We start from the raw sequence: 23592 nt of genomic DNA on the forward strand, positions 1-23592 counted from the left end.
GTTATGCCGCGTTCAGGGCGTTGTGGTTGATGGCCATCATCGTCATCAGCCGTTCTTCGTTAGCGTCGTCACCGTGGATCTCGCCGGTCACCCGGCCTTCGCTGAGGGTGATGATCCGGTCGGACACCGCCATCACTTCAGGCAGATCGGAGGAGATCACGATCACCGCCACGCCCTTTTTCGCCATGTCAAACAGCACCTGGTGCACTTCCGATTTGGTCCCCACGTCGATGCCGCGCGTCGGCTCATCGACGATCAGCACCCGCGGGTTGAGCGCCATGCAGCGCGCGAGGATCACTTTTTGCTGGTTGCCGCCGGAGAGCTTGCGCACCTCCTGCTCGCTGTTGACCATTTTGATCTGCAGCGCCCGGCGGTAGGACTCAATCAGGTCGTCCTCTTTGCGGGTGTTCACGAACCAGCGCCACTGCAGCAGCGAGGAGAGGCAGGAGAGCGACAGGTTGTCGCGGATCGACAGCCCCAGCACTGCCCCCTCTTTTTTGCGGTCTTCCGGCACCAGCGCCACGCCCTGATCGAGGGCATACAGCGGGTCGCGCGGCTGGTACGGCACGCCGTCCAGCTCAAAGCTCCCCGAGGTAAACGCGTCTGCACCAAACAGGCAGCGGGCCACTTCGGTACGTCCCGCGCCCACCAGCCCGGCAATGCCCAGAACTTCCCCGGCGTGGACGTGGAAGCTGATGTCGTGCAGGGCGATGCCGTGCGGATCCAGCGGCGGCTTTTCGCGGCTCAGCCCCTTTACCGCCAGGCGGACGGGTTTGTCTTCATGATGCGTTTCGCTGGCAGGGCGACGGTTAAAGGCCACGTCGCGTCCGACCATCAGGCGGATGAGCTGTTCGACGTTGGTCTCCGCCACCGCGCCGGTGCCGGTAAAGCGGCCGTCCTGGAAAACGGTGAAGCGATCGCAGAGCTGGAAAACTTCGTGCAGACGGTGGGTAACGTAAATAATGCTCACGCCGCGGTTTTTAAGCTCCCGCACCACGCGGTGCAGGCTTTCCACCTCGCTGTCGCTCAGCGCGGCGGAAGGTTCGTCCATAATGATTAACCGGGCGTTGAGGGTCAGCGCCCGGGCGATCTCCACCATCTGCTGCTGGGCCACGCTCAGGCGGGCGACAGGCGTGGTCGGCGCGACGTTCAGCTGGAGGTAATCGAGAATGACCTGCGCCTCCTGGTTGACCGCCCTTTCGTCGACGATCAGGTTACGCCTGCGCGGCTCGCGCCCGAGAAACATGTTTTCCGCGACGGTCATGTTGGGCAGCAGGTTGAACTCCTGATAGATGGTGATAATGCCCTTGTTCTGGCGCGCCACCGGAGAGTCGTCCACCGGCAGCGTTTCGCCGTTGAACCAGATATCCCCGCGCGTTTGCGGCTGCGCGCCCGCGAGCGCCTTCAGCAGCGTGGATTTTCCCGCCCCGTTTTCCCCCAGCAGGGCGTGAATTTCTCCGCTGCCGACGGTCAGCTGAGCGCTGCTCAGCGCCCAGACGCCGGAAAAGCTTTTTGCCAGGTCGGTCACTTTCAGTAAGGGTTGCGACATCAGTCTGCTCCTCCTCATGATGAGCCGCCAGAGGCGGCTCGGGACATATTAGTTACCGGCCTCACCGATACGCTCAGCCTGCTGCAGGTTCTCTTTGGTAATAAGCGTCGGCGGATAGTCGGCCCCGGTAATGGCTTTCTTCTCGCGCACGTTGGCCACCAGCTGGCTCATCGCCGTCTGCACCGCAAAGCCCGGACGCTGATCCGCCGTTACCGCCAGCCAGCCGTCGCGCACGCGGGCCAGCGCTTCCGGCACCGCGTCGAAGCCGGTCACGAGGATTTCGCCCGGCTTCACGCCCTGGCTCTGCAGCGCTTCAATCGCGCCCAGCGCCATATCGTCGTTGGCGGAGAGGATCACCTGCGGGCGCTTCGGCAGCGAAGGCAGCACGCTTTCAACGATGCGCATCCCTTCCGAACGCATCCAGTTGCCGGTCTGATCGGCGACGATCTTGTATTTGTCCCCGCCCGCCTTCAGGCTGTCGCGGATCCCTTTGGTGCGTTCAATATTGGAAGAGGAGCCCGGCTGGCCGGTGAGGAGAATGATGTCCGCGCCGTTGGGGAATTTGGTTTTGACGAAGTCGCCAACCGCCTGGCCGCCCTTGTAGTTGTTGGCGCCAAAGTGCGGCACTTTCTTCTGGCTGTCGACGGAGCGGTCAAGGGTGACGATCGGCAGCTTTGCATCCTGAATTTCATCCACCGCGCTGGAGACCGCGTTGACGTCGTTCGGGGAGACGATAAAGCCCTGCGCCCCGCGGGTGATGGCGTTTTCCAGGTCAGCTACCTGCTTCGGCGAGCTGCCCTGTCCGTCCAGCACCTGAAGCTTCACGCCCATCTCTTTTGCGGCTTTCACCGCCGTGCGCTGCATGTGAACTTCAAACGGCATGGCCAGGTTTGGCGTACTGAAAACAATTTGCTCGTTTTCGGCGAGGGCGGCCCCGGACGTCATGGCGATGAGGGCGGCTACGATCAGTTTTTTCATTATTATGTCTCTCTGTGTAGGGTTGTTGTGTTTAGAGGACGATCTCGCGCTGGCTGCGCAGTGACTCCAGCGCTTTATCCGCAAGGTACAGCGCACGTTCACCATCATCGCCGCTGCAGTCAGGCACCGCTTCGCCGCGCAGGACCGCAACAAAGTGTTCCCATTCCGCGGCGTAAGCGGATTTGTAGCGCTGCAGGAAGAAGTGTTCCGGCAGCGCGCTGGTGCAGCCCTGTTTGCCGTAGTGCTGCACCTGGTTTTCAAGAATATTGCCCGCGCACAGCAGCCCTTCGGAGCCGTGCACCTCCAGGCGCTGGTCGTAGCCGTAAGATGAACGGCGGCTGTTGACGATGGTCGCCATCGCGCCGGAGGCATATTTCAGGACGATAAACGCGGTATCGATATCCCCCGCCTCGCCAATCGCCGGATCCACCAGGTTGCTGCCCTGGGCATACACCGACACCGGCTCTTCGCCCATGATGAAGCGGGCCATGTCAAAGTCATGAATGGTCATATCGCGGAACATGCCGCCGGAGACGCGCACGTACTCCGCAGGCGGCGGAGACGGATCGCGGGAGATGATGAGCAGCGATTCCGGTTTGCCGATGCGCCCGGACTGCACGTCGGTTTTCACGCGGCGAAACTGCGGGTCAAAGCGGCGGTTGAAGCCGATGAACAGCGGCACGTCGTACTCTTTGACCACTTTCAGGCAGTCGCGCACGCGGGCGAGGTCAAGGTGTACCGGCTTTTCGCAGAAGATGGCCTTGCCGTGGCGGGCGGCCATTTCAATCAGATCCGCGTGGGTATCGGTGGCGGAGGCGATCAGCACGGCGTGAACGTTAGGGTCGGTCATCGCCTCGTTCAGGCTCTGCTGACGGGCCTGATACTGCGCGGCGAGACGGGTGGCAAATTCCTGATTCGGGTCAACCACGGACCAGAGCGTGGTCGCGCCGTGGCTGGCGATGTTAGCTGCATGTACCTGGCCAATTCGGCCAGCGCCCAGTAAAGCAATGTTAAACATAACGGCTCCCGGTGTTGGTGAATGCTGTGAACTAACGACCCTATAAATAAAACATTTATTTCATTTTTATAAATAGTGAAAATTATGTTTTTGAGTGTGGGTTAACACTTTTGAGATGAATGAGATAAATTTTGTTATCAATCTCACAACATGGGAGGACATACAGCAGCTCCCCTCACCCCGGCCCTCTCCCCAAAGGGGCGAGGGAGAAAAGACAGCCCCGAGCCGTCCCCTCTCCCAGGTGGGCCAGGGAGAAAAGACAGCCCCGAGTCGTCCCCCTCCCCAGGTGGGCCAGGGAGAAAAGGCCGCACCGAACCATCCCCTCTCCCCTTTGGGGAGAGGGTTAGGATGAGAGGAAAATGAAATGAAAATTTCGTTACGAAGAGAAAACTCAATACTGACGGGCTTTTTTCACCTGCGCCTGGGTGTGCTCCGCGGCCTCACGCACGGCAGAAGATTCCGCTACCTGCGCGTCACCGGTTCGCCACCATGAGGCGTAGTCGTGGGTCATGGTTTTCGGCAGCACCTTGATGTCCAGCAGCGTCGGGCCCGGATGCGCCCGTGACGCCTCCAGCGCCGCCAGCAGGCTTTGCTCGTCGTTCACCCGCCACGCGCGGCAGCCGTAGCTTTCCGCGTTTTGCGCAAAATCGACCTTCACCAGCGGCCCGTCAAGCCGCCCGGTCTCCGGGTTACGGTGGCGGTTTTCCGTGCCAAAGCTCCCCATGCCGTGCCCCATCTGCAGGTTGTTAATGCAGCCGAAGCTGGCGTTATCAAACAGCAGAACGGTGACCTTAATGCCCTCCTGTACCGCAGTTTGCAGCTCGGAGTGCAGCATCATGTAGGAGCCATCCCCCACCATGGCGTACACCGGCAGTTCGGGTCTGGCGAGCTTCGCGCCGAGGGCTGCCGCAATCTCGTAGCCCATGCAGGAGTAGCCGTACTCCAGGTGATAGCTGTCCGGCGTTTTGACCTGCCAGAGGCGCTGTAAATCGCCCGGCAGCGAACCGGCCGCGCCCACCACGACGGCGTTATCTTCAATATGCTGGTTGATCAGCCCCAGCACCCGCGTCTGGGTCAGGCGGGTGTTGAGCGTCTCGCCGTATTCCGCCAGCTGCGCATCCAGGTGCCCCGCCACCTCGGGCGCGTCGTCAGGGCGCCACTGGCGATCCCACAGGCGGCGGCACTCGTCGCGCCAGGCGGACTTCGCCCCGGCGATCGCCTCTCCCCAGGCGCTGCGATAATCCCCGAGCGCGTGGGTCAATGCCTGGAGCCCGGTTTGGGCATCGGCAATCAGCGCGGTGGCGTCAAGCTTCAGGGCATCAAACTCGGCCACGTTCAGCAGCAGGAATTCGACGTCAGAGTGGGAAAAAAGCGCCTTGGAGCCGGTAGTAAAGTCGGTCAGGCGCGTGCCGATGCCGATCACTAAGTCAGCCTGTGGCGCGAGCCGGTTGGCGGCCATTCCGCCCGTTACCCCTACGCCGCCCAGGTTAAGTGGGTGGTCACTTACCAGCGCCCCCTTTCCGGCCTGGGTTTCAGAAAACGGCAGCCGCAGCGTCTCGACAAACTCGCGAAACGCCTCATGCGCGCCGGAATAGCGCACGCCGCCGCCGCACACCACCAGCGGACGACGCTTGCGGGCGATCAGCGCCCGCGCCTGCGCCAGACGCTGCGGGTCAGGCGGACGGCGCTCGATGTAATGCACGCGACGCGCAAAGAAGCTCAGCGGGTAGTCCCAGGCTTCCCCCTGCACGTCCTGCGGCAGGCAAATGGTCACCGCGCCGGTATCTGCCGGATCAGTAAGCGTTCGCATCGCGCTTAACATGGCGCTCATCAGCTGCTCGGGACGGTTGATGCGGTCCCAGTAGCGGGAGACCGGACGGAAGCAGTCGTTGGTACTGATGCTGAGATCGTGATACTGCTCGATCTGCTGCAACACCGGGTCCGGCTGGCGGCTGGCGTAGATATCGCCCGGCAACAGCAGGAGCGGGATGCGGTTCGCCGTGGCGGTGGCCGCCGCGGTCACCATATTGGCGGCACCCGGCCCGACGGAGGAGGTGACGGCAAAAATGCGCTGACGGCGGTGCTGTTTGGCGAATCCCGTAGCCATATGGGCAATGCCCTGCTCGTTGCAGCCCTGCATCACCTGCAGATGACCGGGATCCTGCTCCAGCGCCTGACCGATACCCAGCACGTTGCCGTGCCCAAAGATGGTGGCGACGCCCTCCACGAAGGGCGTTTCGTCACCGTCCACGCTGACGTACTGTTGATTAAGGAACCGGACCAGCGCCTGGGCCATGGTCATACGTTCGGTTTGCATAAAACCTCCTGTCAGCCCAGCGTCGGCATGGAGAACGCAGCGCCTGTCTCCTGCTGCATTTCCGGCCAGCGCGCGGTGATGGTTTTCATTCGGGTGTAAAAGCGCACGCCGTCACTGCCGTGGACGTTGAGCGCGCCAAAAATCGAGCGCTTCCAGCCGCCGAAGCTGTGGAACGCCATCGGCACCGGGATCGGCACGTTGACCCCCACCATGCCCGCCTGCACCTCTTCGCAGAAGCGGCGCGCGCAGCCGCCGTCGCGGGTGAAGATTGCCGAACCATTACCATATTCATGGCGGTTAATCAGATCCACCGCGCTGGCGTAATCTGCTACGCGCACCACAGAAAGCACCGGGCCGAAAATTTCTTCTTTATAGATGGTCATCTCCGGGGTGACGTTATCGAACAGCGTCGGCCCGACGAAGTAGCCCTGCTCGTGGCCCTTCACGCTGAAGCCGCGACCGTCCACGCGCAGTTTCGCCCCCTGCGCATCCCCGCTGTCGATGTAGCCCAGCACCTTGCTGCGGTGCGCGGAGGAGATGAGCGGCCCCATTTCGTTTTCCGGCGACTGGTCCAGGCCCGGCCCGACGCGCAGCGCGGCAATCTGTTTTTCCAGCCGGGCGCAGAGGTCATCGGCGGTTTTTTCCCCCCCCCCCAGCACCACCGAGAGCGCCATGCAGCGTTCCCCCGCCGCGCCGTAGGCCGCGCCCATGATGGCGTTGGTCGCCATCTCCATGTCGGCGTCCGGCATCAGGATGCAGTGGTTTTTCGCGCCGCCCAGCGTCTGACAGCGCTTGCCGTGGGCGGACGCGGTCTGGTAAATGTATTCCGCAATCGGCGTGGAGCCGACAAAGCTCACCGCCTGCACGCGCGGGTCGGTCAGGAGCACGTCAACGGACTCTTTATCGCCCTGAACCACGTTGAAGACGCCGTCCGGCAGGCCAGCCTCTTTCAGCAGCTGCGCCAGCGCCAGCGCCAGCGAAGGATCTTTTTCCGACGGCTTCAGCACGAAGGTGTTGCCGGTTGCCAGCGCAATCGGGAACATCCACATCGGCACCATCGCCGGGAAGTTAAACGGCGTGATCCCGGCGCAGACGCCGAGCGGCTGCATCAGCGAGTGGCTGTCGACGCCGGTACCGACGTTCGCCGAGTGTTCGCCCTTTTGCAGATGCGGAATGCCGCAGGCAAACTCCACCACCTCCAGGCCGCGGGTCAGCTCGCCCACCGCGTCGGAGAAGACCTTGCCGTGCTCTTCGCTAATGATGCGGGCCAGGCGATCCATATTCTCTTCCAGCAGCGCCTTGAAGCGGAACATCACGCGCGCGCGCTTAAGCGGAGCATGGCGCGCCCATGCCGGAAACGCCTGCTGCGCGGCGGCAATCGCCTGCTCCGTTTCCTGCGCCGTACTCATCACAACCTGGCGGATCTGCTCGCCGGTGGCCGGATTGAAGATCCCCTGAACGCGCTGGCCTGAACCGGTGACACATTCGCCGTGAATAAAATTCGCTACCGTCTCCATCCTTAACCTCTCGCTGTTGATACGTGACTGTTACCTGAACGCTGTGTACTGAACACTATATATGAAACAAATATTCCATTTTAAGTCGAAATAAAATAAATGATGATTATTGTGATCAAGGATGGATTTTTATGTTAACAGCGAACAACACTGGCGCAGCGTGCGCTATTAAGGAATTTCGGGCGAGGAAATGACTGAAGTTTCTGTTTCATTTTTGCTGCCAGATGGATGGCCGACATTTAAAAGACGCGGTTTTGCGTTTAGAATCATAAGACTGTACTTGGGGGATAAGATGACGACAGCAACCAGCCTGAACGAACTGCAGCAGCAAATCCGCGACCGCTACGATAGCCTGAGCAAGAGGCTGCAGCAGGTCTCCCGCTACGTGCTGGATAACACCAACAGCGTGGCCTTTGATACGGTTGCCGTCATTGCCGAGCGCGCCGACGTGCCGCCCTCGACGCTGATCCGCTTTGCCAACGCCTTTGACTTCACCGGCTTCAACGAAATGAAACAGCTGTTTCGCATGAACCTGGTGGAGGAGACCGCCAGCTACAGCGACCGCGCCCGGCTGTTCCGCGAAATGGAGAGCGAGGCCGTGCCGGAAACGCCGCTCGATATCCTGCAGGAGTTCGCCCGCTCGAACGCGCAGGCGCTACAGCAGCTGGCCGCCCGCGCCGAACCGGAAATGCTGGAGCGCGCGGTGCAGCTATTGGCCGACGCCGACACCATCTACATTGCCGGACTGCGGCGCTCCTTTAGCGTCGCCGCGTATCTGACCTACGCCCTGAGCCACCTCGAGTGTCGCCCTATCCTGCTCGACGGCATGGGCGGGATGCTGCGCGAGCAGATCAGCCGCATTAAGGCGCGCGACATTGTGGTGTCGATCAGCTTCTCGCCGTACGCGGAAGAGACGGTGATGGTCAGCGAAACCGCCGCCAGCGTCGGCGCGCGGCAGATCGTGATTACGGACAGCCAGATAAGCCCCCTGGCGACGTTCAGCGATCTCTGCTTTGTGGTGAAAGAGGCGCAGGTGGATGCGTTCCGGTCTCAGTCGGCGACGCTGTGCCTGGTGCAGTCGCTGGTGGTGGCGCTGGCGTATCGGTTGGGTGGCGGGGAGAAATAGCCCCTAATGCCGTTCAGGCCGGGCCAGCTCATGATGCTGGAAGAGATTAAACGCGACATACATAAACGCCGGTTTGTAGTAATGCACCGGTGATTCGGAAATCAGTACCGGCTCTACCTGACCGGCAGCAATTTCACGTAGTAATTTTCTGGCCGGCAGGTTGGCAACAATGGTTCCTCCCGTGCCGCCGCCGACAATCATTATGCGGTTTTTCATTCCATTATTCGCTCATGGTAGTGAATGGGAATTCACGTAACCAGACCGCTTCACTGTTACGCTCAGCTAAAGGGTAGTAATGGAATAATATTCCGCAATAAAACCCTTAATGAGAAATTTAATTTTGACAATCACATCATCATTTATAATGTATGCAACAAAATATAATTTACATCCCTATAACGTAGTCTCTTCCTGTGGCCTCTTTTCATCACCATTATTCGCCAAAGAGCAGCTTTGTGTACTTTTTAGATACGGCCCCGGAGCGCTGTCCGTTCGCGCCATAATAGCGATCTTCACGGCACAGTCGTTCCTTCACATCGCAGAAAATGCCGTTGGCAAAGGTGAATTCGGTCAGATCGACATTGCTCGACGTGAACACTTCGTTTGCAGCAGCCTTCTTACCGAGATACGTCTCTGTCAAATCGCGGGATAATCCCTTGTTATTGGCGCATACATATCGGTCACAGAGCACACCCGATACTGGCGACTTGAGCCTGGCGGGGGTCCTGGCCTGAGCGGACATGGCGGACACAGCCAGCAGAGCGGCCATAGAGCATGCGAGTATTGACTTGTTCAAGATGATAATCTCCGTTGGTTAATGAGTGCCAGCTTTGCACAGGGCGCGGTGGAACCATTTACAATGGGTGTAATATCCTGGATGGTTCAGAGTTTCAACACGAAATGCCACGTTTAGCTTTTTGGTGACCTAACAGTTGTCGAAAGTTCGGCTCGTAGGCAATTCCAAGGGCCTATCCCAGTTAGGTCCAGCGTGAGCGAGGAGCGGATCTACCATTATGCTATTTTTATCAACAGCGCGTGTCTTTTCCAGAGTACTTCAGCCGGCACTACGGGCAAGCTCATCTATTTTGGTGCCAAAAATCCGATGATAGTTAACACCCTTGATAACTTGAGCACCGAGAGATTCATAAAACTTCTGCGCCAATGGGTCTGCTGCCACAGATAACCAATCGAGTTGTAAACACCCCCGCTCTTGTGCTCGACAGGCTATAAAACTCATCAGCTTTCTACCAATTCCAGCCCTCCTGAAAGGTGCAGAAACAAAAAGCTCTTTGATAAACATTTGCCCGCTGAAACGTGGTGAAGGGTACATCACTGATACGCATGAAAACGCAGCTATTACTCCATCAAAAACCACTTTGTGAACTTCGGTATTAGAGTCGACGGCAAGGACCTTATCCCTCAGATATGCGGTCATGTCATTCCTGGACAAGCAAAGGTCCTGATTATAGTATTTTTCCATCTCGATAAAAATATCAACCAAATCAGAATATTCGTGTGGTTTGCAGATAATAATGTTCACGCATTCCTCCTTAAGCAAAATATATGAGTTTAAAATTAATATAAAAGCAATAAAGCTATATCAATAAAGTTTATATCGAAAATTGTTAAAATAACGCAGTTATTCCATAGTTGATTAAAGCATTTTTAGCGAGATGCGGACGCTGACCTTTCATATTTGTACGATTCACTCTCTGGCCTGCTCTGACGTATGTATCATAGATACAGGAACTCACTAGCATGATCGGAGATTGCATATGCTGATATATAACGTTTTTGGACGGCATATTGGCGTTCAACGTAAGAATGATCGGTGGCTGGTATTTCGTGCTGACCTGACGGAGAGGAAGTTTTCTCGGCTCTATGACATCGCTATTCCAGACGATATGACTGAAGGCGAGATTGCCGGCTGGCTGGGTGACATTTTCCATGAAGCCGCAACCGAGCGTTTTCCAAATGTGGAACGTATTGAATAAGGATTTAATGGATAGCCTTACATTGCGCCCGCTCCAGGCACTAACATGGCATGATATTGCCAGCCATGGCCCAAAAAAAAGCCCGCAATCCGCGGGCTTAGAGATAATTTAGAAGCTGTTAGTACCAGACGTTTCCGGTTGGGAAATCATTCCCACTCAATCGTAGCCGGTGGCTTACCGCTGATGTCATACACCACGCGGGAAATACCATTTACTTCGTTGATGATGCGGTTAGACACGCGGCCTAAGAAGTCATACGGCAGGTGCGCCCAGTGCGCGGTCATGAAGTCGATGGTTTCCACCGCACGCAGGGAAACAACCCAGTCGTACTTACGGCCATCGCCCATCACGCCTACAGAGCGAACCGGCAGGAACACGGTGAACGCCTGGCTTACCTTGTTGTACAGGTCAGCTTTGTGCAGCTCTTCAATGAAGATCGCGTCCGCGCGACGCAGCAGGTCGCAGTACTCTTTCTTCACTTCGCCCAGCACGCGCACGCCCAGACCCGGCCCCGGGAACGGATGACGGTAGAGCATGTCGTACGGCAGACCCAGTTCCAGGCCGATCTTACGCACTTCGTCTTTGAACAGTTCGCGCAGCGGTTCAACCAGGCCCATCTTCATCTCTTTCGGCAGGCCGCCCACGTTGTGGTGAGATTTGATGACGTGCGCTTTACCGGTTGCGGAGGCTGCAGACTCGATCACGTCAGGGTAGATGGTGCCCTGCGCCAGCCACTTCACGTCTTCCAGCTTCAGCGCTTCTTCGTCGAACACTTCCACGAACACGCGGCCGATGATTTTACGTTTGGCTTCCGGATCGTTCTCGCCTTTCAGCGCATCCAGGAAGCGCTGCTCGCCTTCCACGTGAACGATGTTCAGACCGAAGTGGTCGCCAAACATGTCCATAACCTGCTGGGCTTCGTTCAGACGCAGCAGACCGTTGTCCACGAAGACGCAGGTCAGGTTTTTGCCGATGGCGCGGTGCAGCAGCATCGCGGTCACGGAGGAGTCCACGCCGCCGGAGAGGCCGAGGATCACTTTGTCATCGCCAACCTGCTGGCGGATACGCTCAACGGCGTCGTCGATGATTTTTGCCGGGGTCCACAGGGCTTCACACTGGCAGATGTCACGCACGAAGCGCTCCAGCATGCGCATACCCTGACGGGTGTGGGTCACTTCCGGGTGGAACTGCACGCCGTAGAAGCGCTTTTCTTCGTTCGCCATGATCGCGAACGGGCAGCTTTCGGTGCTGGCAACGGTCACGAAGTCAGAGGGGATGGCGGTAACTTTGTCACCGTGGCTCATCCACACGTCCAGCAGCGGCTTGCCGTCTGCGGTCAGGGAGTCTTCAATACCGCGCACCAGCGCGCTGTCGGTCACAACTTCTACCTGTGCGTAGCCAAACTCGCGCTCGTTGGAGCCTTCTACGTGGCCGCCCAGCTGCATTGCCATGGTCTGCATACCGTAGCACACGCCGAACACCGGCACGCCAGCTTCGAACACGTACTGCGGCGCGCGCGGGCTGTTCTCTTCGGTGGTGCTTTCCGGGCCGCCGGACAGGATGATGCCGCTTGGATTGAATTCGCGAATCTGTGCTTCCGTGACATCCCACGCCCACAGCTCACAGTAAACGCCCAGTTCACGCACGCGACGCGCCACCAGCTGAGTGTACTGAGAACCGAAGTCCAGGATGAGAATGCGATGTTTATGAATGTTTTCCGTCATTGACGCTAATTCCGAGGCAAGTGAAACAAAAACAGAGCGCCCGGCAGAAGCCGGGCGCGGAAATTTATCAGGAGCCCAGACGGTAGTTCGGGGACTCTTTGGTGATCGTCACGTCGTGAACGTGGCTCTCCTGGATACCCGCACCGCTGATGCGTACGAATTCCGCTTTAGTACGCAGCAGGTCAATGGTACCACAGCCGGTCAGACCCATACAGGAGCGCAGGCCGCCCATCTGCTGGTGAATGATCTCCTTCAGACGGCCTTTATAGGCAACGCGACCTTCGATACCTTCCGGCACCAGTTTGTCTGCAGCGTTATCGGTCTGGAAGTAACGGTCGGAGGAACCTTTGGACATCGCGCCCAGGGAGCCCATACCGCGGTAGGATTTGTAAGAACGGCCCTGGTAGAGTTCGATTTCACCCGGGGATTCTTCGGTACCGGCCAGCATGGAGCCTACCATCACGGCAGCTGCGCCCGCGGCGATGGCTTTGGCGATGTCGCCAGAGAAGCGGATACCGCCGTCAGCGATAACCGGAATACCGGTGCCTTCCAGCGCTTCAACCGCGTCAGACACGGCGGTGATCTGCGGAACGCCCACGCCGGTCACGATACGCGTGGTACAGATGGAGCCAGGGCCGATACCCACTTTCACCGCGCTGCAGCCAGCGTCAGCCAGCGCGCGAGCGCCTGCGCCAGTGGCCACGTTGCCGCCGATGATCTGCAGGTCAGGGTATTTAGCACGGGTATCACGAATACGCTGCAGAACGCCTTCGGAGTGGCCGTGAGAGGAGTCAATCAGAAGGACGTCAACGCCCGCAGCAACCAGCGCGTCAACGCGCTCTTCGTTACCGGCACCTGCGCCAACCGCAGCGCCGACGCGCAGACGGCCATGCTCGTCTTTACAGGCGTTAGGTTTACGTTCTGCTTTCTGGAAATCTTTAACGGTGATCATGCCGCGCAGGTGGAAGCTGCTGTCAACAACCAGCGCTTTTTCAACGCGTTTTTCGTGCATTTTTGCCAGCACCACGTCGCGGGTTTCGCCTTCGCGAACGGTAACCAGACGCTCTTTTGGCGTCATGTAGACGCTGACAGGCTGGTTCAGGTCAGTCACGAAACGTACGTCACGACCCGTGATGATACCGACCAGCTCGTTCTCTTCGGTCACAACCGGGTAACCGGCGAAGCCGTTACGTTCGGTCAGGGCCTTCACTTCGTGCAGCGTGGTGGTTGGCAGAACGGTCTGTGGGTCAGACACGATGCCGGATTCATGTTTCTTCACGCGGCGAACTTCTTCCGCCTGACGTTCGATAGACATGTTTTTGTGGATAAAGCCAATGCCACCTTCCTGTGCCAGGGCGATAGCCAGGCGCGCTTCAGTCACGGTGTCCATTGCCGCAGAGAGCATAGGAATGTTCAGGCGAATGGTTTTCGTCAACTGCGTGCTGAGATCGGCAGTATTCGGCAGAACGGTGGAGTGAGCGGGAACGAGGAGGACGTCGTCAAACGTCAGTGCTTCTTTAGCGATACGTAGCATGGGCAATATCTCTGACCTGGGTGGTTAAATATTGCCGTGGCATTATACAGAGCGTAACCGATTGCATCCACACTTTTTTATAAAAAAGCTTGCGATTGCCTCTCAGCAGGTTACTATCGACTGAATAACTTGCTGATTTAGAATTTGATCCCGCTCACATGTTATCCTCTCAATCCCCCTCAATTTATACTGTCAGCCGCCTGAATCAGACGGTGCGTTTGCTGCTTGAGCAGGAAATGGGGCAGGTCTGGATCAGCGGTGAGATCTCTAACTTCACGCAGCCGTCCTCCGGTCACTGGTACTTTACCTTAAAAGACGACACCGCCCAGGTGCGCTGCGCGATGTTCCGCAACAGCAACCGCCGCGTGACGTTCCGCCCCCAGCACGGCCAGCAGGTTCTGGTTCGCGCCAATATCACCCTGTATGAGCCGCGCGGCGATTATCAGATCATCGTCGAGAGCATGCAGCCTGCGGGCGAAGGCCTGCTGCAGCAGAAGTATGAACAGCTAAAAGCCAGGCTCTCTGCCGAAGGGCTGTTCGACCAGCAGTACAAAAAGACGCTGCCCTCCCCCGCCCACTGCGTTGGGGTCATCACCTCGAAAACCGGTGCGGCACTGCACGATATTTTGCACGTGCTGAAGCGTCGCGACCCTTCCCTGCCCGTCATCATCTACCCGACCGCCGTTCAGGGTGACGATGCGCCGGGCCAGATAGTTCGCGCCATTGAGCTGGCGAACGCCCGTCAGGAGTGCGACGTGCTCATCGTCGGGCGCGGCGGCGGCTCGCTGGAAGATTTATGGAGCTTTAACGACGAGCGCGTGGCGCGGGCAATCTTTGCCAGCCTTATCCCTGTGGTGAGCGCCGTCGGCCACGAAACGGACGTAACGATAGCCGATTTTGTGGCGGATCTGCGCGCGCCTACGCCGTCCGCGGCGGCGGAAGTGGTCAGCCGCAACCAGCTGGAACTGCTGCGTCAGATTCAGAACGGCCAGCAGCGCCTTGAGATGGCGATGGACTACTTCCTTGCCAACCGTACCCGCCGCTTTACCCAGCTTCATCATCGACTTCAGCAGCAGCATCCGCAGCTGCGTCTGGCGCGCCAGCAGACCGTGCTGGAGCGCCTGCGCCAGCGCATGAGCGTTGCGGTGGACGCGCAGCTCAAGCGCGCGGTATCGCGCCAGCAGCGCGTGACGCAGCGCCTGAACCAGCAGAACCCGCAGCCGAAAATTTATCGCGCACAAACGCGGATCCAACAGCTGGAGTATCGTCTGGCGGAGACTATCCGGGCGCGCCTGAGCACCACCCGCGAACGTTTTGGCAATGCGGTGACCCATCTTGAAGCCGTCAGCCCTCTCTCCACGCTGGCGCGCGGCTATAGCGTGACGACGGCGACGGACGGCAAAGTGCTGAAGCAGACCAAACAGGTGAATACCGGCGATGTGCTGACGACGCGTCTTTCAGACGGCTGGGTAGAAAGCGAAGTGAAATCAATTAAACCGGTGAAAAAAACGCGTCAGCGTAAAACCGGATAATTCTTCGCCGGTTACTTACTATACTGCTGCTATTCCCTTTTTTAATAAGGAGAGCAGCATGCCCCATCTTCATAGCGTTATTCCCCCTTATATTCTTCGTCGTATTATCGAAAGCGGTTCCGAGCCGCAGCAGCGCTGTGCCCGTCAGACCTTGACTCATGTCCAGACGCTGATGGCCCACATGCCCGGCAAACCCGCCGCGCCGCACGTGAATAAAGCCGGGCAGCTGGAACGCGATATTTACGACGCGAAGCAGACCCAGGAGCTGCCGGGTACGCAGGTGCGTTACGAAGGCCAGGCGTCGAACGGCGATGTGGCGGTGGATGAAGCCTACGATTATTTGGGCATTACCCATGATTTCTTCTGGAAAGAATATCAGCGTGATTCGCTCGATAATAAAGGGCTTATTTTGACCGGCACCGTGCATTACGGCCGGGAATATCAGAACGCCTTCTGGAACGGACAGCAGATGGTATTCGGCGACGGCGACGGGGAAATATTTAACCGCTTTACCATCGCCATCGACGTGGTGGCGCACGAGCTGAGCCACGGCGTGACCGAGACCGAAGCCGGGCTTATCTATTTTGAACAGTCGGGCGCGCTGAACGAGTCTTTGTCTGACGTGTTTGGCTCGCTGGTCAAGCAGTACCATCTGAAGCAAACCGCCGATAAAGCTGACTGGCTCATTGGCGAAGGGCTGCTGGCGAAAGGGATCAACGGCAAAGGGCTGCGCTCAATGTCTGAACCCGGCACCGCCTATGACGATCCTCTGCTGGGCAAAGACCCACAGCCTGCGCACATGAAAGATTTCATTAAAACGCGCGAGGATAACGGCGGCGTGCATCTGAACTCCGGCATCCCCAACCGGGCATTTTATCTGGCCGCGACGGCGATCGGCGGCTACGCCTGGGAAAAAGCGGGTTATGCCTGGTACGACACGGTTTGCGATCGCAAACTGGCGCAGGATGCGGATTTTGAGGCCTTCGCAAAACTGACGATCGCGCACGGAGAGAAACGCTCCGGCGGCGACGTTGGAGCGGCCATTAAGCAAGCCTGGGAACAGGTGGGAGTGTTGTAAATGCAGGTTCCGGAACTGACGGATGACGCCGTGGTTGAGCTGGCCCGGGAAGGCGGCGTCGCTTTTATTCCCAAGCTGAGCGGACAGCGCACCATCGCGCTCTCCTCGCTCAATGAAGCACAGCGCCAGCGCCTGGTGAGCATCCTGGAGCAGGCTTTTCCACGCGGCCAGCCGCCCGGGCAAGCCTCTTCACCCGGCAGCGGCGACCAGCGCTATTTCCGCATCCAGATTATCTGGACCGGGCAAAATCAGGCGCACTACGCCGATATCATCGTGCTGGTACCCGAGCAGGAAGCGCCCGAGTCGCTGGTCGAGCTGTGGCAGAAAGGCGAAGGCTGCGTCTGCGATTAACCTTCGGTCCGAACAAACTCCACGCGTTTTTTAGAGATAAGACCGTGGCCGTTCTGGCAGAAATAGTCCACCGCGCCGCAGGCTTTTAAAACCTGGAGTGGCTGATGGCACTCCGGGCAGCGGGCTTCAAGCGCAATATCTTTATGACAGCTGTCGCAGTGCGCTACCCCATTCTGGGGCTCCAGCGGTGCCTGACATTCCGGGCAGGTAATCGACATATTCTCTCCTGTTGGGTTTTACCGGGGCATAACGCCGCCCCGGCAAGATAGAGGTTTAAGAGGCGTTAGCTGCCGGTTTAGTCTGCGCATTTTCCAGCATGCGGCGCACCGGAACAATGAGGACGATCAGTACCGCGGCACAAATCAGCAGCGCGACGGAGCAGCGGGCAAAGAGATCCGGCAGCATATCCAGCTGATCGGCCTTCACGTGGCCGCCAATCAGGCCCGCCGCCAGGTTACCCAGCGCGCTGGCGCAGAACCACAGCCCCATCATCTGGCCGCGCATTCTTTCCGGCGCAAGCAGCGTCATGGTCGCCAGGCCAATCGGACTCAGGCACAGTTCGCCGAGCGTCAGCATCAGGATGCTGCCCACCAGCCAGAACGGCGATACCCCCGCTCCACCGCTGCTCAGCACGTTCTGTGCCGCCAGCATCATCAGGCCAAAGCCCGCCGCCGCGCACAGAATACCAATAACAAACTTGGTGATGCTGCTCGGACGAATGTTTTTGCTCGCGAGCTTCGGCCATGCCCAGCTAAACACCGGTGCCAGCAGGATGATGAACAGGGCGTTAATTGACTGGAACCACACCGCCGGGATTTCAAAATCACCAATCATGCGGTTAGTGTAGTCGTTGGCAAACAGGTTGAATGAGGTTGGCTTCTGCTCAAACGCGGACCAGAAGAAAGCCGCGGAGATCAGCAGAATAAAGCAGACCAACAGCCTGGCGCGCTCTTTACGGTTCAGCCCCGCAAAGACAAACAGATAAATAAAGTAGAGGGCAACGGATGCCGCAATCACGTAGACCAGCACGCTGGCTACCGCGACCGGGTTAATCACAATCACGCCCTGCGCAATCAGCGTCACGATCGTTGCCACGCCTGCCGCCAGCGCCAGCAGCCAAACGCCCACGCCGTTACGCTTCACCACCGGGCTGTTCCAGGTGGAGTCGAGGCCGACTTCGCCGTCATAGCGTTTCATCGCCGGAACGGCAAACACGCGGAAGATAATCAGCGCCACCAGCATCCCGATGCCACCAATACCAAAGCCCCAGTGCCAGCCGTGGGTTTTAATCAGCCAGCCGGAAATCAGCGGCGCGATGAACGAGCCCATGTTGATGCCCATATAGAACAGCGAGAAACCGCCGTCACGACGCGCGTCGCCTTTTTTATACAGGGTGCCGACCATCACCGAGATACAGGTTTTGAACAGCCCGGAGCCAAGCACGATGAACATCAGGCCGATAAAGAACAGGTTGTTCCCCATTACCGCTGAGAGCGCGATCGACAGGTGTCCGAGCGCAATCAGGATCGAACCGTACCAGACGGCTCTCTGCTGACCGAGCCAGTTATCGGCCAGCCAGCCGCCCGGCAGCGCGGCCAGGTACATGGTACCGGCAAAGATACCGACAATCGCCGAGGCATTTTCACGCGCCAGGCCCATCCCGCCGTCATAGACAGTGGCGGCCATAAACAGGATCAGTAACGGACGGATGCCGTAAAACGAGAAACGCTCCCACATCTCGGTGAAGAACAGGGAACCGAGCGGATACGGATGGCCGAAGAACGTTCGGCTCTCTTTTTGATTAACAGTGGATTGCATAATTCTCCCGAAAGGTATGTCGTCGTGCTTGTAAACACCAGCATGTACGCCGGCCAGTTACGTATCTGGCCGATTTTTTACATGCGGCGAAAAGTTAGTTAACCATTTGATAACCAGGCGCTAGTTTTGTCTAGTACCGGACCCTGGACTTTAAGATGAAAATTCGACGATTGTCTACTTTCTTAGATTTAAACTTGGTTAAAAGTGAATAGTGATTGACTTCACACAGAGAAAACCGGCGGTATGATTCGGCAAAAAAAAGCCCGCGATAAACGCGGGCTTTCGTGAAGCAGGCAAAGCTTATTTGCTTTTCTTAATGTGTTTAATCAAACGTTTACGCTTACGCATCTGGTTTGGCGTCAGGGTGTTGCGCTTGTTGGCAAACGGGTTTTCCCCTTCCTTGAACTGGATACGGATAGGCGTGCCCATCACGTCCAGCGATTTACGGAAGTAGTTCATCAGATAGCGCTTGTAGGAATCCGGCAGGTCTTTCACCTGGTTGCCGTGAATTACTACGATTGGCGGGTTGTAACCACCGGCGTGAGCATATTTCAGCTTCACGCGACGGCCGCGCACCAGCGGCGGCTGATGGTCTTCTGCAGCCATGTTCATGATGCGGGTCAGCATCGCGGTGCTCTGACGACGGGTGGAGCTGTCATACGCTTCACGTACGGATTCGAACAGGTTACCCACGCCGCTGCCGTGCAGCGCAGAGATAAAGTGCACGCGGGCGAAGTCGATAAAGCCCAGACGGAAGTCGAGAGTCTCTTTCACCTGCTCGCGCACTTCATTGCTCAGGCCATCCCACTTGTTGACCACGATAACCAGTGAGCGCCCACTATTGAGGATAAAGCCGAGCAGAGAGAGATCCTGATCGGAGATACCTTCACGCGCGTCGATGACCAGCAGCACGACGTTGGCATCTTCGATCGCCTGCAGGGTTTTGATAACGGAGAATTTTTCCACCACATCGGTGATTTTCCCGCGCTTACGCACCCCGGCGGTGTCGATGAGGACATACTCACGCTCATCGCGCTGCATAGGAATGTAGATACTGTCACGGGTGGTGCCCGGCATGTCGTAAACGACCACGCGCTCTTCACCCAGAATACGGTTAGTAAGCGTAGACTTACCTACGTTTGGACGACCCACGATAGCCAGCTTGATCGGCAGATCCTGCGGGTTGAAGTCGTCTTCAGGCTCTTCTTCGCCCTCTTCTCCGTCTTCGAACTGCGCCCAGTATTCAGCGTCTTCGTCGACTTCTTCCGGCGGGTTCACTTCATCAACCCACGGCAGCAGAACGGTTTCCAGCAGGCTGGTGACGCCACGGCCATGAGATGCCGCAATCGGGTAGATTTCACCGAGGCCCAGAGACCAGAAATCCGCGACGGCCTGATCGGCATCGATGCCATCAGTTTTGTTCGCCACCAGGAAGGTCGGCTTTTCGCGTGAACGCAGGTGTTTGGCAATAGCGGAGTCCGCCGGCATCAGGCCAGCGCGCGCATCCACCATAAACAGCACTACGTCCGCTTCTTCAATCGCCAGCAGCGACTGTTCCGCCATGCGGGTTTCAACGCCGTCTTCTGTGCCGTCAATACCACCGGTATCAATACAGATGAACTCGCGTCCTTCCACCTCTGCACGACCGTACTTACGGTCACGCGTCAGCCCCGGGAAATCCGCAACCAGCGCATCACGGGTGCGTGTTAAACGGTTAAAAAGAGTGGATTTTCCAACGTTAGGGCGCCCGACAAGCGCGACCACAGGTACCATGTTTGAAGCCTCATAAAATTCAAAATAACGTCGCTTTCGCGGCGTTTTTAAAAATGTCAAAACGGCTCCTGAGTGAACAGGAGCCGTTTAGTATACTACAACCGCCGGGTAATTAACGCGTGATCGCGTACAGTGTGCCGTCTTTTGCCTGAATCAGCAGTTTGCCGTCGGCCACAACCGGATCGGTCAGGAAACCAGAGCTGTCGACTTTTTGCTGTGCAACAAAGCGACCGTTATCCGGATCGATCCAGTGCATATACCCTTCGCTGTCGCCAACCACCAGGCTACCGTTGTACAGTGCCGGAGCAGTCAGCAGACGGTGCAGCAGATCGCTTTGCGTCCACAGCGTCACGCCGCCTTCGGTGCTCAGCGCCAGCAGACGGTCGTTCTGGTCAACCATATAGATGCGGTTGCCCTCAACGATGAAATCGTTCACAGAGCCCAGCTCACGTTTCCACATGATTTGGCCGCTGCGCAGATCCATCGCGGTCAGGTTGCCGTTATAGGCCAACGCGTAAACCACACCGTTAACGATGACCGGCGTTGTGTCTACGTCGCTCAGACGGTCAATTTCCGTTGAGCCAGTGGCCTGAGAGATACGCTGCTGCCAGATCATCTGGCCCTGCTGCATCAGCACTGCGCTCACGCGACCGTTGTCACCGCCCACAATGGCAGCACCAAATGCGGTAGCCGGTGCGGATTCGCCGCGCAGAGAGAGCGCAGGCATATCCAGGTTAACGGTCCATTTCACCAGACCGTCAGCTTCGTTCAGCGCCTGCAGCTGGCCGTTGCTGGTATGAATCAGCACCAGGCCGTCGCTCACCACCGGGCGAGACAGGGATTCACCCGCTACGGTTGTTTGCCAGGCAATAGAACCGTCGCTGCTGTTCAGCGCATAAACCTGCGCTTTTTCGCTGCCCACGTAGACATGGCCACCGGCAACGGTCAGACCGCCAGACAGCAGTGCAGGTTTACGGGAGAACCAGCCGTCTTTTTCCGCCAGGTTAACGGACCATACTTCCTTCCCGTCATCGGCGTTCACCGCTTTCACGGTACCTTTGCGGTCAGCGGCATAGACAACGCTGTCTGCATACGCAGGATGAAGGTTGGAATAGAAATCACCAATCCCATTGCCCACGGAGACATCCCACGCGGTGGATGGGGTAAACTGGTTTTCAACCGTCGGCAGTGGGGACATTTTCACAACGTCTTCTTCGCCACTGAACAGTGAACAACCACTCAATAACGTAACAGAAAGCAGTCCTGGCAGAAGTAATTTACGCAATTGCATCGGGTCCCTCTCAGACGGACAAATTATTTATTTTCATCTGCATCATTTCGCTCAGCGCAGGTGAAGCATTGCTCTCTACGCCAGCTTGCCACGCTTTACGCGCGCCCGCTTTGTCACCTTTGCTCAGCAGTGCTTCACCGCGCAGATCGGCAACGATGGCAGCAAAACCTTCGCCTTTGATGGTATCGAGCGTTTTCAGCGCATCGTCAGCTTTTTTCTGCTGAACCTGAATACGTGCCAGGCGCAGATTGATCACCGCTTTCAGGTTCTCATCGCTGGCCGCAGCAAGGCTCTGCGAGAGCTGTGCAGCGGCTTTATCCAGTTCGTTCTTATCAACGTACTGCTGAGCCACTTCCAGCGCAGCCAGTGCACCGTAGGTGTTTTTGTTGTCAGCCGCAAATTTTTCTGCCGCCGTCAGCGTTTGCGGCTGATCGGCACGAATTGCGCTAACGGTATTTTCATAGGACAGGGACGCGCCGCGCGCGGAATCCGCCTGATGATTGTTCCAGTAACGCCAGCCTATCAGCGCACCGACACCTAAAATAACCCCAACAACCAGCGCTTTGCCGTTTTCAACAAAGAAGCGCTTAATCGCGTCGACCTGATCGTGTTCGTTCTCGTAAATTTCCACGCAGTCCTTCTCCTTAGCCCAATAGAGTGCGCAAGTGCGCCGCAACGCCGTCCTGCGTTACCGTTGTCTGCTCACCAGAGCGCAGGTCCTTCACCACCACTTCGCCGTTAGCCACTTCGGACTCGCCCAGCACCAGTGCAATACTTGCGCCCCACTTATCGGCACGAGCAAACTGTTTTTTAAAGTTGCCGCCGCCATGGTTGGTCATCAGCTTAACGCCCGGCAGCGCATCGCGCACGCGTTCGGCAAGCTGCATTGCCGCAGACTGCGTTTCCGCGCCTGAAGCTACCAGGTATATATCGACAACGGAATCTGCTTTAAATTCCGGATTAACTGCCTGAACCAGCAAAACAAGTCGCTCAAGGCCCATCGCGAAGCCAACAGCAGGGGCTGCGCGACCGCCAAGCTGCTCAACCAGACCGTCATAACGGCCGCCCGCACATACGGTGCCCTGAGAACCGAGGCTGGTAGTCACCCACTCAAACACGGTACGGTTGTAGTAGTCCAGACCGCGCACCAGGCGCTGGTTCACGGTATAGGCGATGCCTGCCGCTTCAAGCAGCTTGCAAAGGCCCGCGAAGTGTTCGCGAGATTCTTCATCCAGGTAGTCACCCAGCGCAGGCGCATCGTTCAGCAGTGCCTGAACATCCGCGTTTTTGGAATCCAGAACGCGCAGCGGGTTGCTGTACATGCGACGCTTGCAGTCTTCGTCCAGCTTCTCTTTATGCTGTTCCAGGAACGCCACCAGCGCATCGCGGTAGTTAGCGCGTGCTTCCAGAGAACCGATAGAGTTCAGCTCAAGGGAAACGTGATCGGCGATACCGAGGGCGCGCCACCAGCGGGCGGTCAGCATAATTAGCTCAGCGTCGATGTCCGGGCCCTGCAGGCCAAAGACTTCCACCCCCAGCTGATTGAACTGGCGATAACGACCTTTCTGAGGACGTTCGTGGCGGAACATCGGGCCGATATACCACAGGCGCTGCTCCTGATTGTACAGAAGACCATGTTCGATGCCGGCGCGTACGCAGCCCGCCGTACCTTCCGGACGCAGGGTCAGGCTGTCGCCGTTGCGGTCCTCAAAGGTGTACATCTCTTTTTCAACCACGTCGGTGACTTCACCGATCGCGCGTTTGAATAACGGGGTCTGCTCTACAATCGGCAAACGGATTTCGCTGTAACCGTAGCTGCCGAGCACCTGCTTCAGTGTGCCTTCAATGCGCTGCCAGATGGCGGTTTCGCCAGGCAGATAATCGTTCATGCCGCGGATGGCTTGAATGTTTTTTGCCACGTTTATTCTCTTTCTATATACAAAAAAAACCCAAAGAATGGGTTCAATCATACATGGGAAGCGGCACGCTTCC

At 57.7% G+C, this 23592-nt stretch carries 20 protein-coding genes and 1 pseudogene; 5 read left to right on the top strand and 16 right to left on the bottom strand.

Annotated features, from left to right (window positions below; all coding sequences use genetic code 11):
- Window position 1: 1 nt before the first annotated feature.
- From P346_RS12160 to P346_RS12140, 5 genes are all read right to left on the bottom strand, one after another.
- Window positions 2-1549, bottom strand: coding sequence for a sugar ABC transporter ATP-binding protein (locus tag P346_RS12160; RefSeq protein ID WP_032659394.1), 1548 nt, complete (start codon window positions 1547-1549; stop codon window positions 2-4).
- A 48-nt stretch (window positions 1550-1597) separates the two neighbouring features.
- The gene (locus P346_RS12155; protein ID WP_023333011.1) at window positions 1598-2527 is read right to left on the bottom strand and encodes a sugar ABC transporter substrate-binding protein; all 930 of its coding nucleotides are present in this window, start codon (window positions 2525-2527) and stop codon (window positions 1598-1600) included.
- Between the two features lie 31 nt (window positions 2528-2558).
- Window positions 2559-3545: an inositol 2-dehydrogenase gene (gene iolG / locus P346_RS12150; RefSeq protein ID WP_032659395.1), complete on the bottom strand. Its 987-nt coding sequence runs from the start codon at window positions 3543-3545 to the stop codon at window positions 2559-2561.
- 391 nt (window positions 3546-3936) lie between these two features.
- Complete coding sequence (gene iolD, locus P346_RS12145; protein WP_032659398.1) at window positions 3937-5862, bottom strand: 3D-(3,5/4)-trihydroxycyclohexane-1,2-dione acylhydrolase (decyclizing); 1926 nt, start codon at window positions 5860-5862, stop codon at window positions 3937-3939.
- An 11-nt stretch (window positions 5863-5873) separates the two neighbouring features.
- The gene (locus tag P346_RS12140; RefSeq protein ID WP_032659401.1) at window positions 5874-7379 is read right to left on the bottom strand and encodes a CoA-acylating methylmalonate-semialdehyde dehydrogenase; all 1506 of its coding nucleotides are present in this window, start codon (window positions 7377-7379) and stop codon (window positions 5874-5876) included.
- 292 nt (window positions 7380-7671) lie between these two features.
- Between P346_RS12140 and P346_RS12135 the strand changes: the two genes are divergently transcribed.
- On the top strand, window positions 7672-8505 hold the full coding sequence (locus P346_RS12135; RefSeq protein ID WP_023338648.1) for a MurR/RpiR family transcriptional regulator: 834 nt from the start codon (window positions 7672-7674) through the stop codon (window positions 8503-8505).
- A gap of 9 nt (window positions 8506-8514) precedes the next feature.
- On the opposite strand, the pseudogene P346_RS12130 reads toward P346_RS12135, so the two are convergent.
- From P346_RS12130 to P346_RS0121675, 3 genes and pseudogenes are all read right to left on the bottom strand, one after another.
- A pseudogene (locus tag P346_RS12130) lies at window positions 8515-8721 on the bottom strand (NAD(P)/FAD-dependent oxidoreductase); the annotation flags it as partial.
- 217 nt (window positions 8722-8938) lie between these two features.
- Window positions 8939-9274, bottom strand: coding sequence for a YcgJ family protein (locus tag P346_RS12125; RefSeq protein WP_032659404.1), 336 nt, complete (start codon window positions 9272-9274; stop codon window positions 8939-8941).
- 285 nt (window positions 9275-9559) lie between these two features.
- Window positions 9560-10045 carry a GNAT family N-acetyltransferase gene (locus P346_RS0121675; protein ID WP_032659407.1) on the bottom strand — a complete coding sequence of 162 codons (486 nt, stop codon included), beginning with the start codon at window positions 10043-10045 and terminating at the stop codon, window positions 9560-9562.
- A gap of 235 nt (window positions 10046-10280) precedes the next feature.
- Between P346_RS0121675 and P346_RS12120 the strand changes: the two genes are divergently transcribed.
- Window positions 10281-10499, top strand: a complete 219-nt coding sequence (locus P346_RS12120; protein WP_032659410.1) for a DUF7661 family protein — start codon at window positions 10281-10283, stop codon at window positions 10497-10499.
- Between the two features lie 146 nt (window positions 10500-10645).
- Here P346_RS12120 and guaA read toward each other — a convergent pair whose 3' ends face one another.
- Window positions 10646-12223 (bottom strand): glutamine-hydrolyzing GMP synthase, encoded by a 1578-nt coding sequence (gene guaA / locus P346_RS12115; RefSeq protein WP_006811514.1) that lies wholly within the window; start codon window positions 12221-12223, stop codon window positions 10646-10648.
- A 67-nt stretch (window positions 12224-12290) separates the two neighbouring features.
- The gene (gene guaB, locus P346_RS12110; RefSeq protein WP_023333022.1) at window positions 12291-13757 is read right to left on the bottom strand and encodes an IMP dehydrogenase; all 1467 of its coding nucleotides are present in this window, start codon (window positions 13755-13757) and stop codon (window positions 12291-12293) included.
- A gap of 158 nt (window positions 13758-13915) precedes the next feature.
- Here guaB and xseA point away from each other — a divergent pair, with 158 nt between their 5' ends.
- The 3 genes from xseA to P346_RS12095 are packed head-to-tail and all read left to right on the top strand — an operon-like array spanning window position 13916 to window position 16718.
- Window positions 13916-15289 (top strand): exodeoxyribonuclease VII large subunit, encoded by a 1374-nt coding sequence (gene xseA, locus P346_RS12105; protein ID WP_032659412.1) that lies wholly within the window; start codon window positions 13916-13918, stop codon window positions 15287-15289.
- Window positions 15290-15347: 58 nt separating this feature from the next.
- A complete protein-coding gene (locus P346_RS12100) occupies window positions 15348-16367 on the top strand; it encodes a M4 family metallopeptidase (protein WP_032659414.1) in 1020 nt (339 codons plus the stop codon).
- Window positions 16368-16718 (top strand): protealysin inhibitor emfourin, encoded by a 351-nt coding sequence (locus P346_RS12095; protein WP_006811517.1) that lies wholly within the window; start codon window positions 16368-16370, stop codon window positions 16716-16718.
- Here P346_RS12095 and P346_RS12090 read toward each other — a convergent pair.
- The 6 genes from P346_RS12090 to hisS all read right to left on the bottom strand — a co-directional run bounded on the left by P346_RS12090 (window position 16715) and on the right by hisS (window position 23519).
- Entirely contained in the window at window positions 16715-16936 is a 222-nt protein-coding gene (locus P346_RS12090; protein WP_032659416.1) for a zinc ribbon domain-containing protein, read from the bottom strand. The genes P346_RS12095 and P346_RS12090 overlap by 4 nt on opposite strands.
- A 55-nt stretch (window positions 16937-16991) precedes the next feature.
- The gene (locus P346_RS12085; RefSeq protein ID WP_032659418.1) at window positions 16992-18536 is read right to left on the bottom strand and encodes a peptide MFS transporter; all 1545 of its coding nucleotides are present in this window, start codon (window positions 18534-18536) and stop codon (window positions 16992-16994) included.
- A 300-nt stretch (window positions 18537-18836) separates the two neighbouring features.
- Window positions 18837-20309, bottom strand: a complete 1473-nt coding sequence (gene der, locus P346_RS12080; protein WP_023308811.1) for a ribosome biogenesis GTPase Der — start codon at window positions 20307-20309, stop codon at window positions 18837-18839.
- Between the two features lie 112 nt (window positions 20310-20421).
- Window positions 20422-21600 carry an outer membrane protein assembly factor BamB gene (bamB, locus tag P346_RS12075; protein WP_032659420.1) on the bottom strand — a complete coding sequence of 393 codons (1179 nt, stop codon included), beginning with the start codon at window positions 21598-21600 and terminating at the stop codon, window positions 20422-20424.
- 10 nt (window positions 21601-21610) lie between these two features.
- Window positions 21611-22231 carry a YfgM family protein gene (locus P346_RS12070; protein ID WP_032659423.1) on the bottom strand — a complete coding sequence of 207 codons (621 nt, stop codon included), beginning with the start codon at window positions 22229-22231 and terminating at the stop codon, window positions 21611-21613.
- 13 nt (window positions 22232-22244) lie between these two features.
- Window positions 22245-23519 (bottom strand): histidine--tRNA ligase, encoded by a 1275-nt coding sequence (gene hisS / locus P346_RS12065; protein WP_032622984.1) that lies wholly within the window; start codon window positions 23517-23519, stop codon window positions 22245-22247.
- Between the last annotated feature and the right edge of the window lie 73 nt (window positions 23520-23592).

This window comes from Enterobacter sp. DC1 (assembly GCF_000568075.1).
Lineage (GTDB): Bacteria > Pseudomonadota > Gammaproteobacteria > Enterobacterales > Enterobacteriaceae > Enterobacter > Enterobacter asburiae.

What these genes read in the sequence shown, in the direction of transcription:
- bamB (WP_032659420.1), bottom strand. Translation starts at nt 21,600, where the DNA reads ATGCAATTGCGTAAATTACTTCTGCCAGGACTGCTTTCTGTTACGTTA.
- P346_RS12155 (WP_023333011.1), bottom strand. Translation starts at nt 2,527, where the DNA reads ATGAAAAAACTGATCGTAGCCGCCCTCATCGCCATGACGTCCGGGGCC.
- P346_RS12095 (WP_006811517.1), top strand. Translation starts at nt 16,368, where the DNA reads ATGCAGGTTCCGGAACTGACGGATGACGCCGTGGTTGAGCTGGCCCGG.
- iolG (WP_032659395.1), bottom strand. Translation starts at nt 3,545, where the DNA reads ATGTTTAACATTGCTTTACTGGGCGCTGGCCGAATTGGCCAGGTACAT.
- guaA (WP_006811514.1), bottom strand. Translation starts at nt 12,223, where the DNA reads ATGACGGAAAACATTCATAAACATCGCATTCTCATCCTGGACTTCGGT.
- iolD (WP_032659398.1), bottom strand. Translation starts at nt 5,862, where the DNA reads ATGCAAACCGAACGTATGACCATGGCCCAGGCGCTGGTCCGGTTCCTT.
- P346_RS12100 (WP_032659414.1), top strand. Translation starts at nt 15,348, where the DNA reads ATGCCCCATCTTCATAGCGTTATTCCCCCTTATATTCTTCGTCGTATT.
- P346_RS12090 (WP_032659416.1), bottom strand. Translation starts at nt 16,936, where the DNA reads ATGTCGATTACCTGCCCGGAATGTCAGGCACCGCTGGAGCCCCAGAAT.
- P346_RS12160 (WP_032659394.1), bottom strand. Translation starts at nt 1,549, where the DNA reads ATGTCGCAACCCTTACTGAAAGTGACCGACCTGGCAAAAAGCTTTTCC.
- P346_RS12120 (WP_032659410.1), top strand. Translation starts at nt 10,281, where the DNA reads ATGCTGATATATAACGTTTTTGGACGGCATATTGGCGTTCAACGTAAG.
- xseA (WP_032659412.1), top strand. Translation starts at nt 13,916, where the DNA reads ATGTTATCCTCTCAATCCCCCTCAATTTATACTGTCAGCCGCCTGAAT.
- P346_RS12140 (WP_032659401.1), bottom strand. Translation starts at nt 7,379, where the DNA reads ATGGAGACGGTAGCGAATTTTATTCACGGCGAATGTGTCACCGGTTCA.
- P346_RS12135 (WP_023338648.1), top strand. Translation starts at nt 7,672, where the DNA reads ATGACGACAGCAACCAGCCTGAACGAACTGCAGCAGCAAATCCGCGAC.
- P346_RS12085 (WP_032659418.1), bottom strand. Translation starts at nt 18,536, where the DNA reads ATGCAATCCACTGTTAATCAAAAAGAGAGCCGAACGTTCTTCGGCCAT.
- der (WP_023308811.1), bottom strand. Translation starts at nt 20,309, where the DNA reads ATGGTACCTGTGGTCGCGCTTGTCGGGCGCCCTAACGTTGGAAAATCC.
- P346_RS12125 (WP_032659404.1), bottom strand. Translation starts at nt 9,274, where the DNA reads ATGGCCGCTCTGCTGGCTGTGTCCGCCATGTCCGCTCAGGCCAGGACC.
- guaB (WP_023333022.1), bottom strand. Translation starts at nt 13,757, where the DNA reads ATGCTACGTATCGCTAAAGAAGCACTGACGTTTGACGACGTCCTCCTC.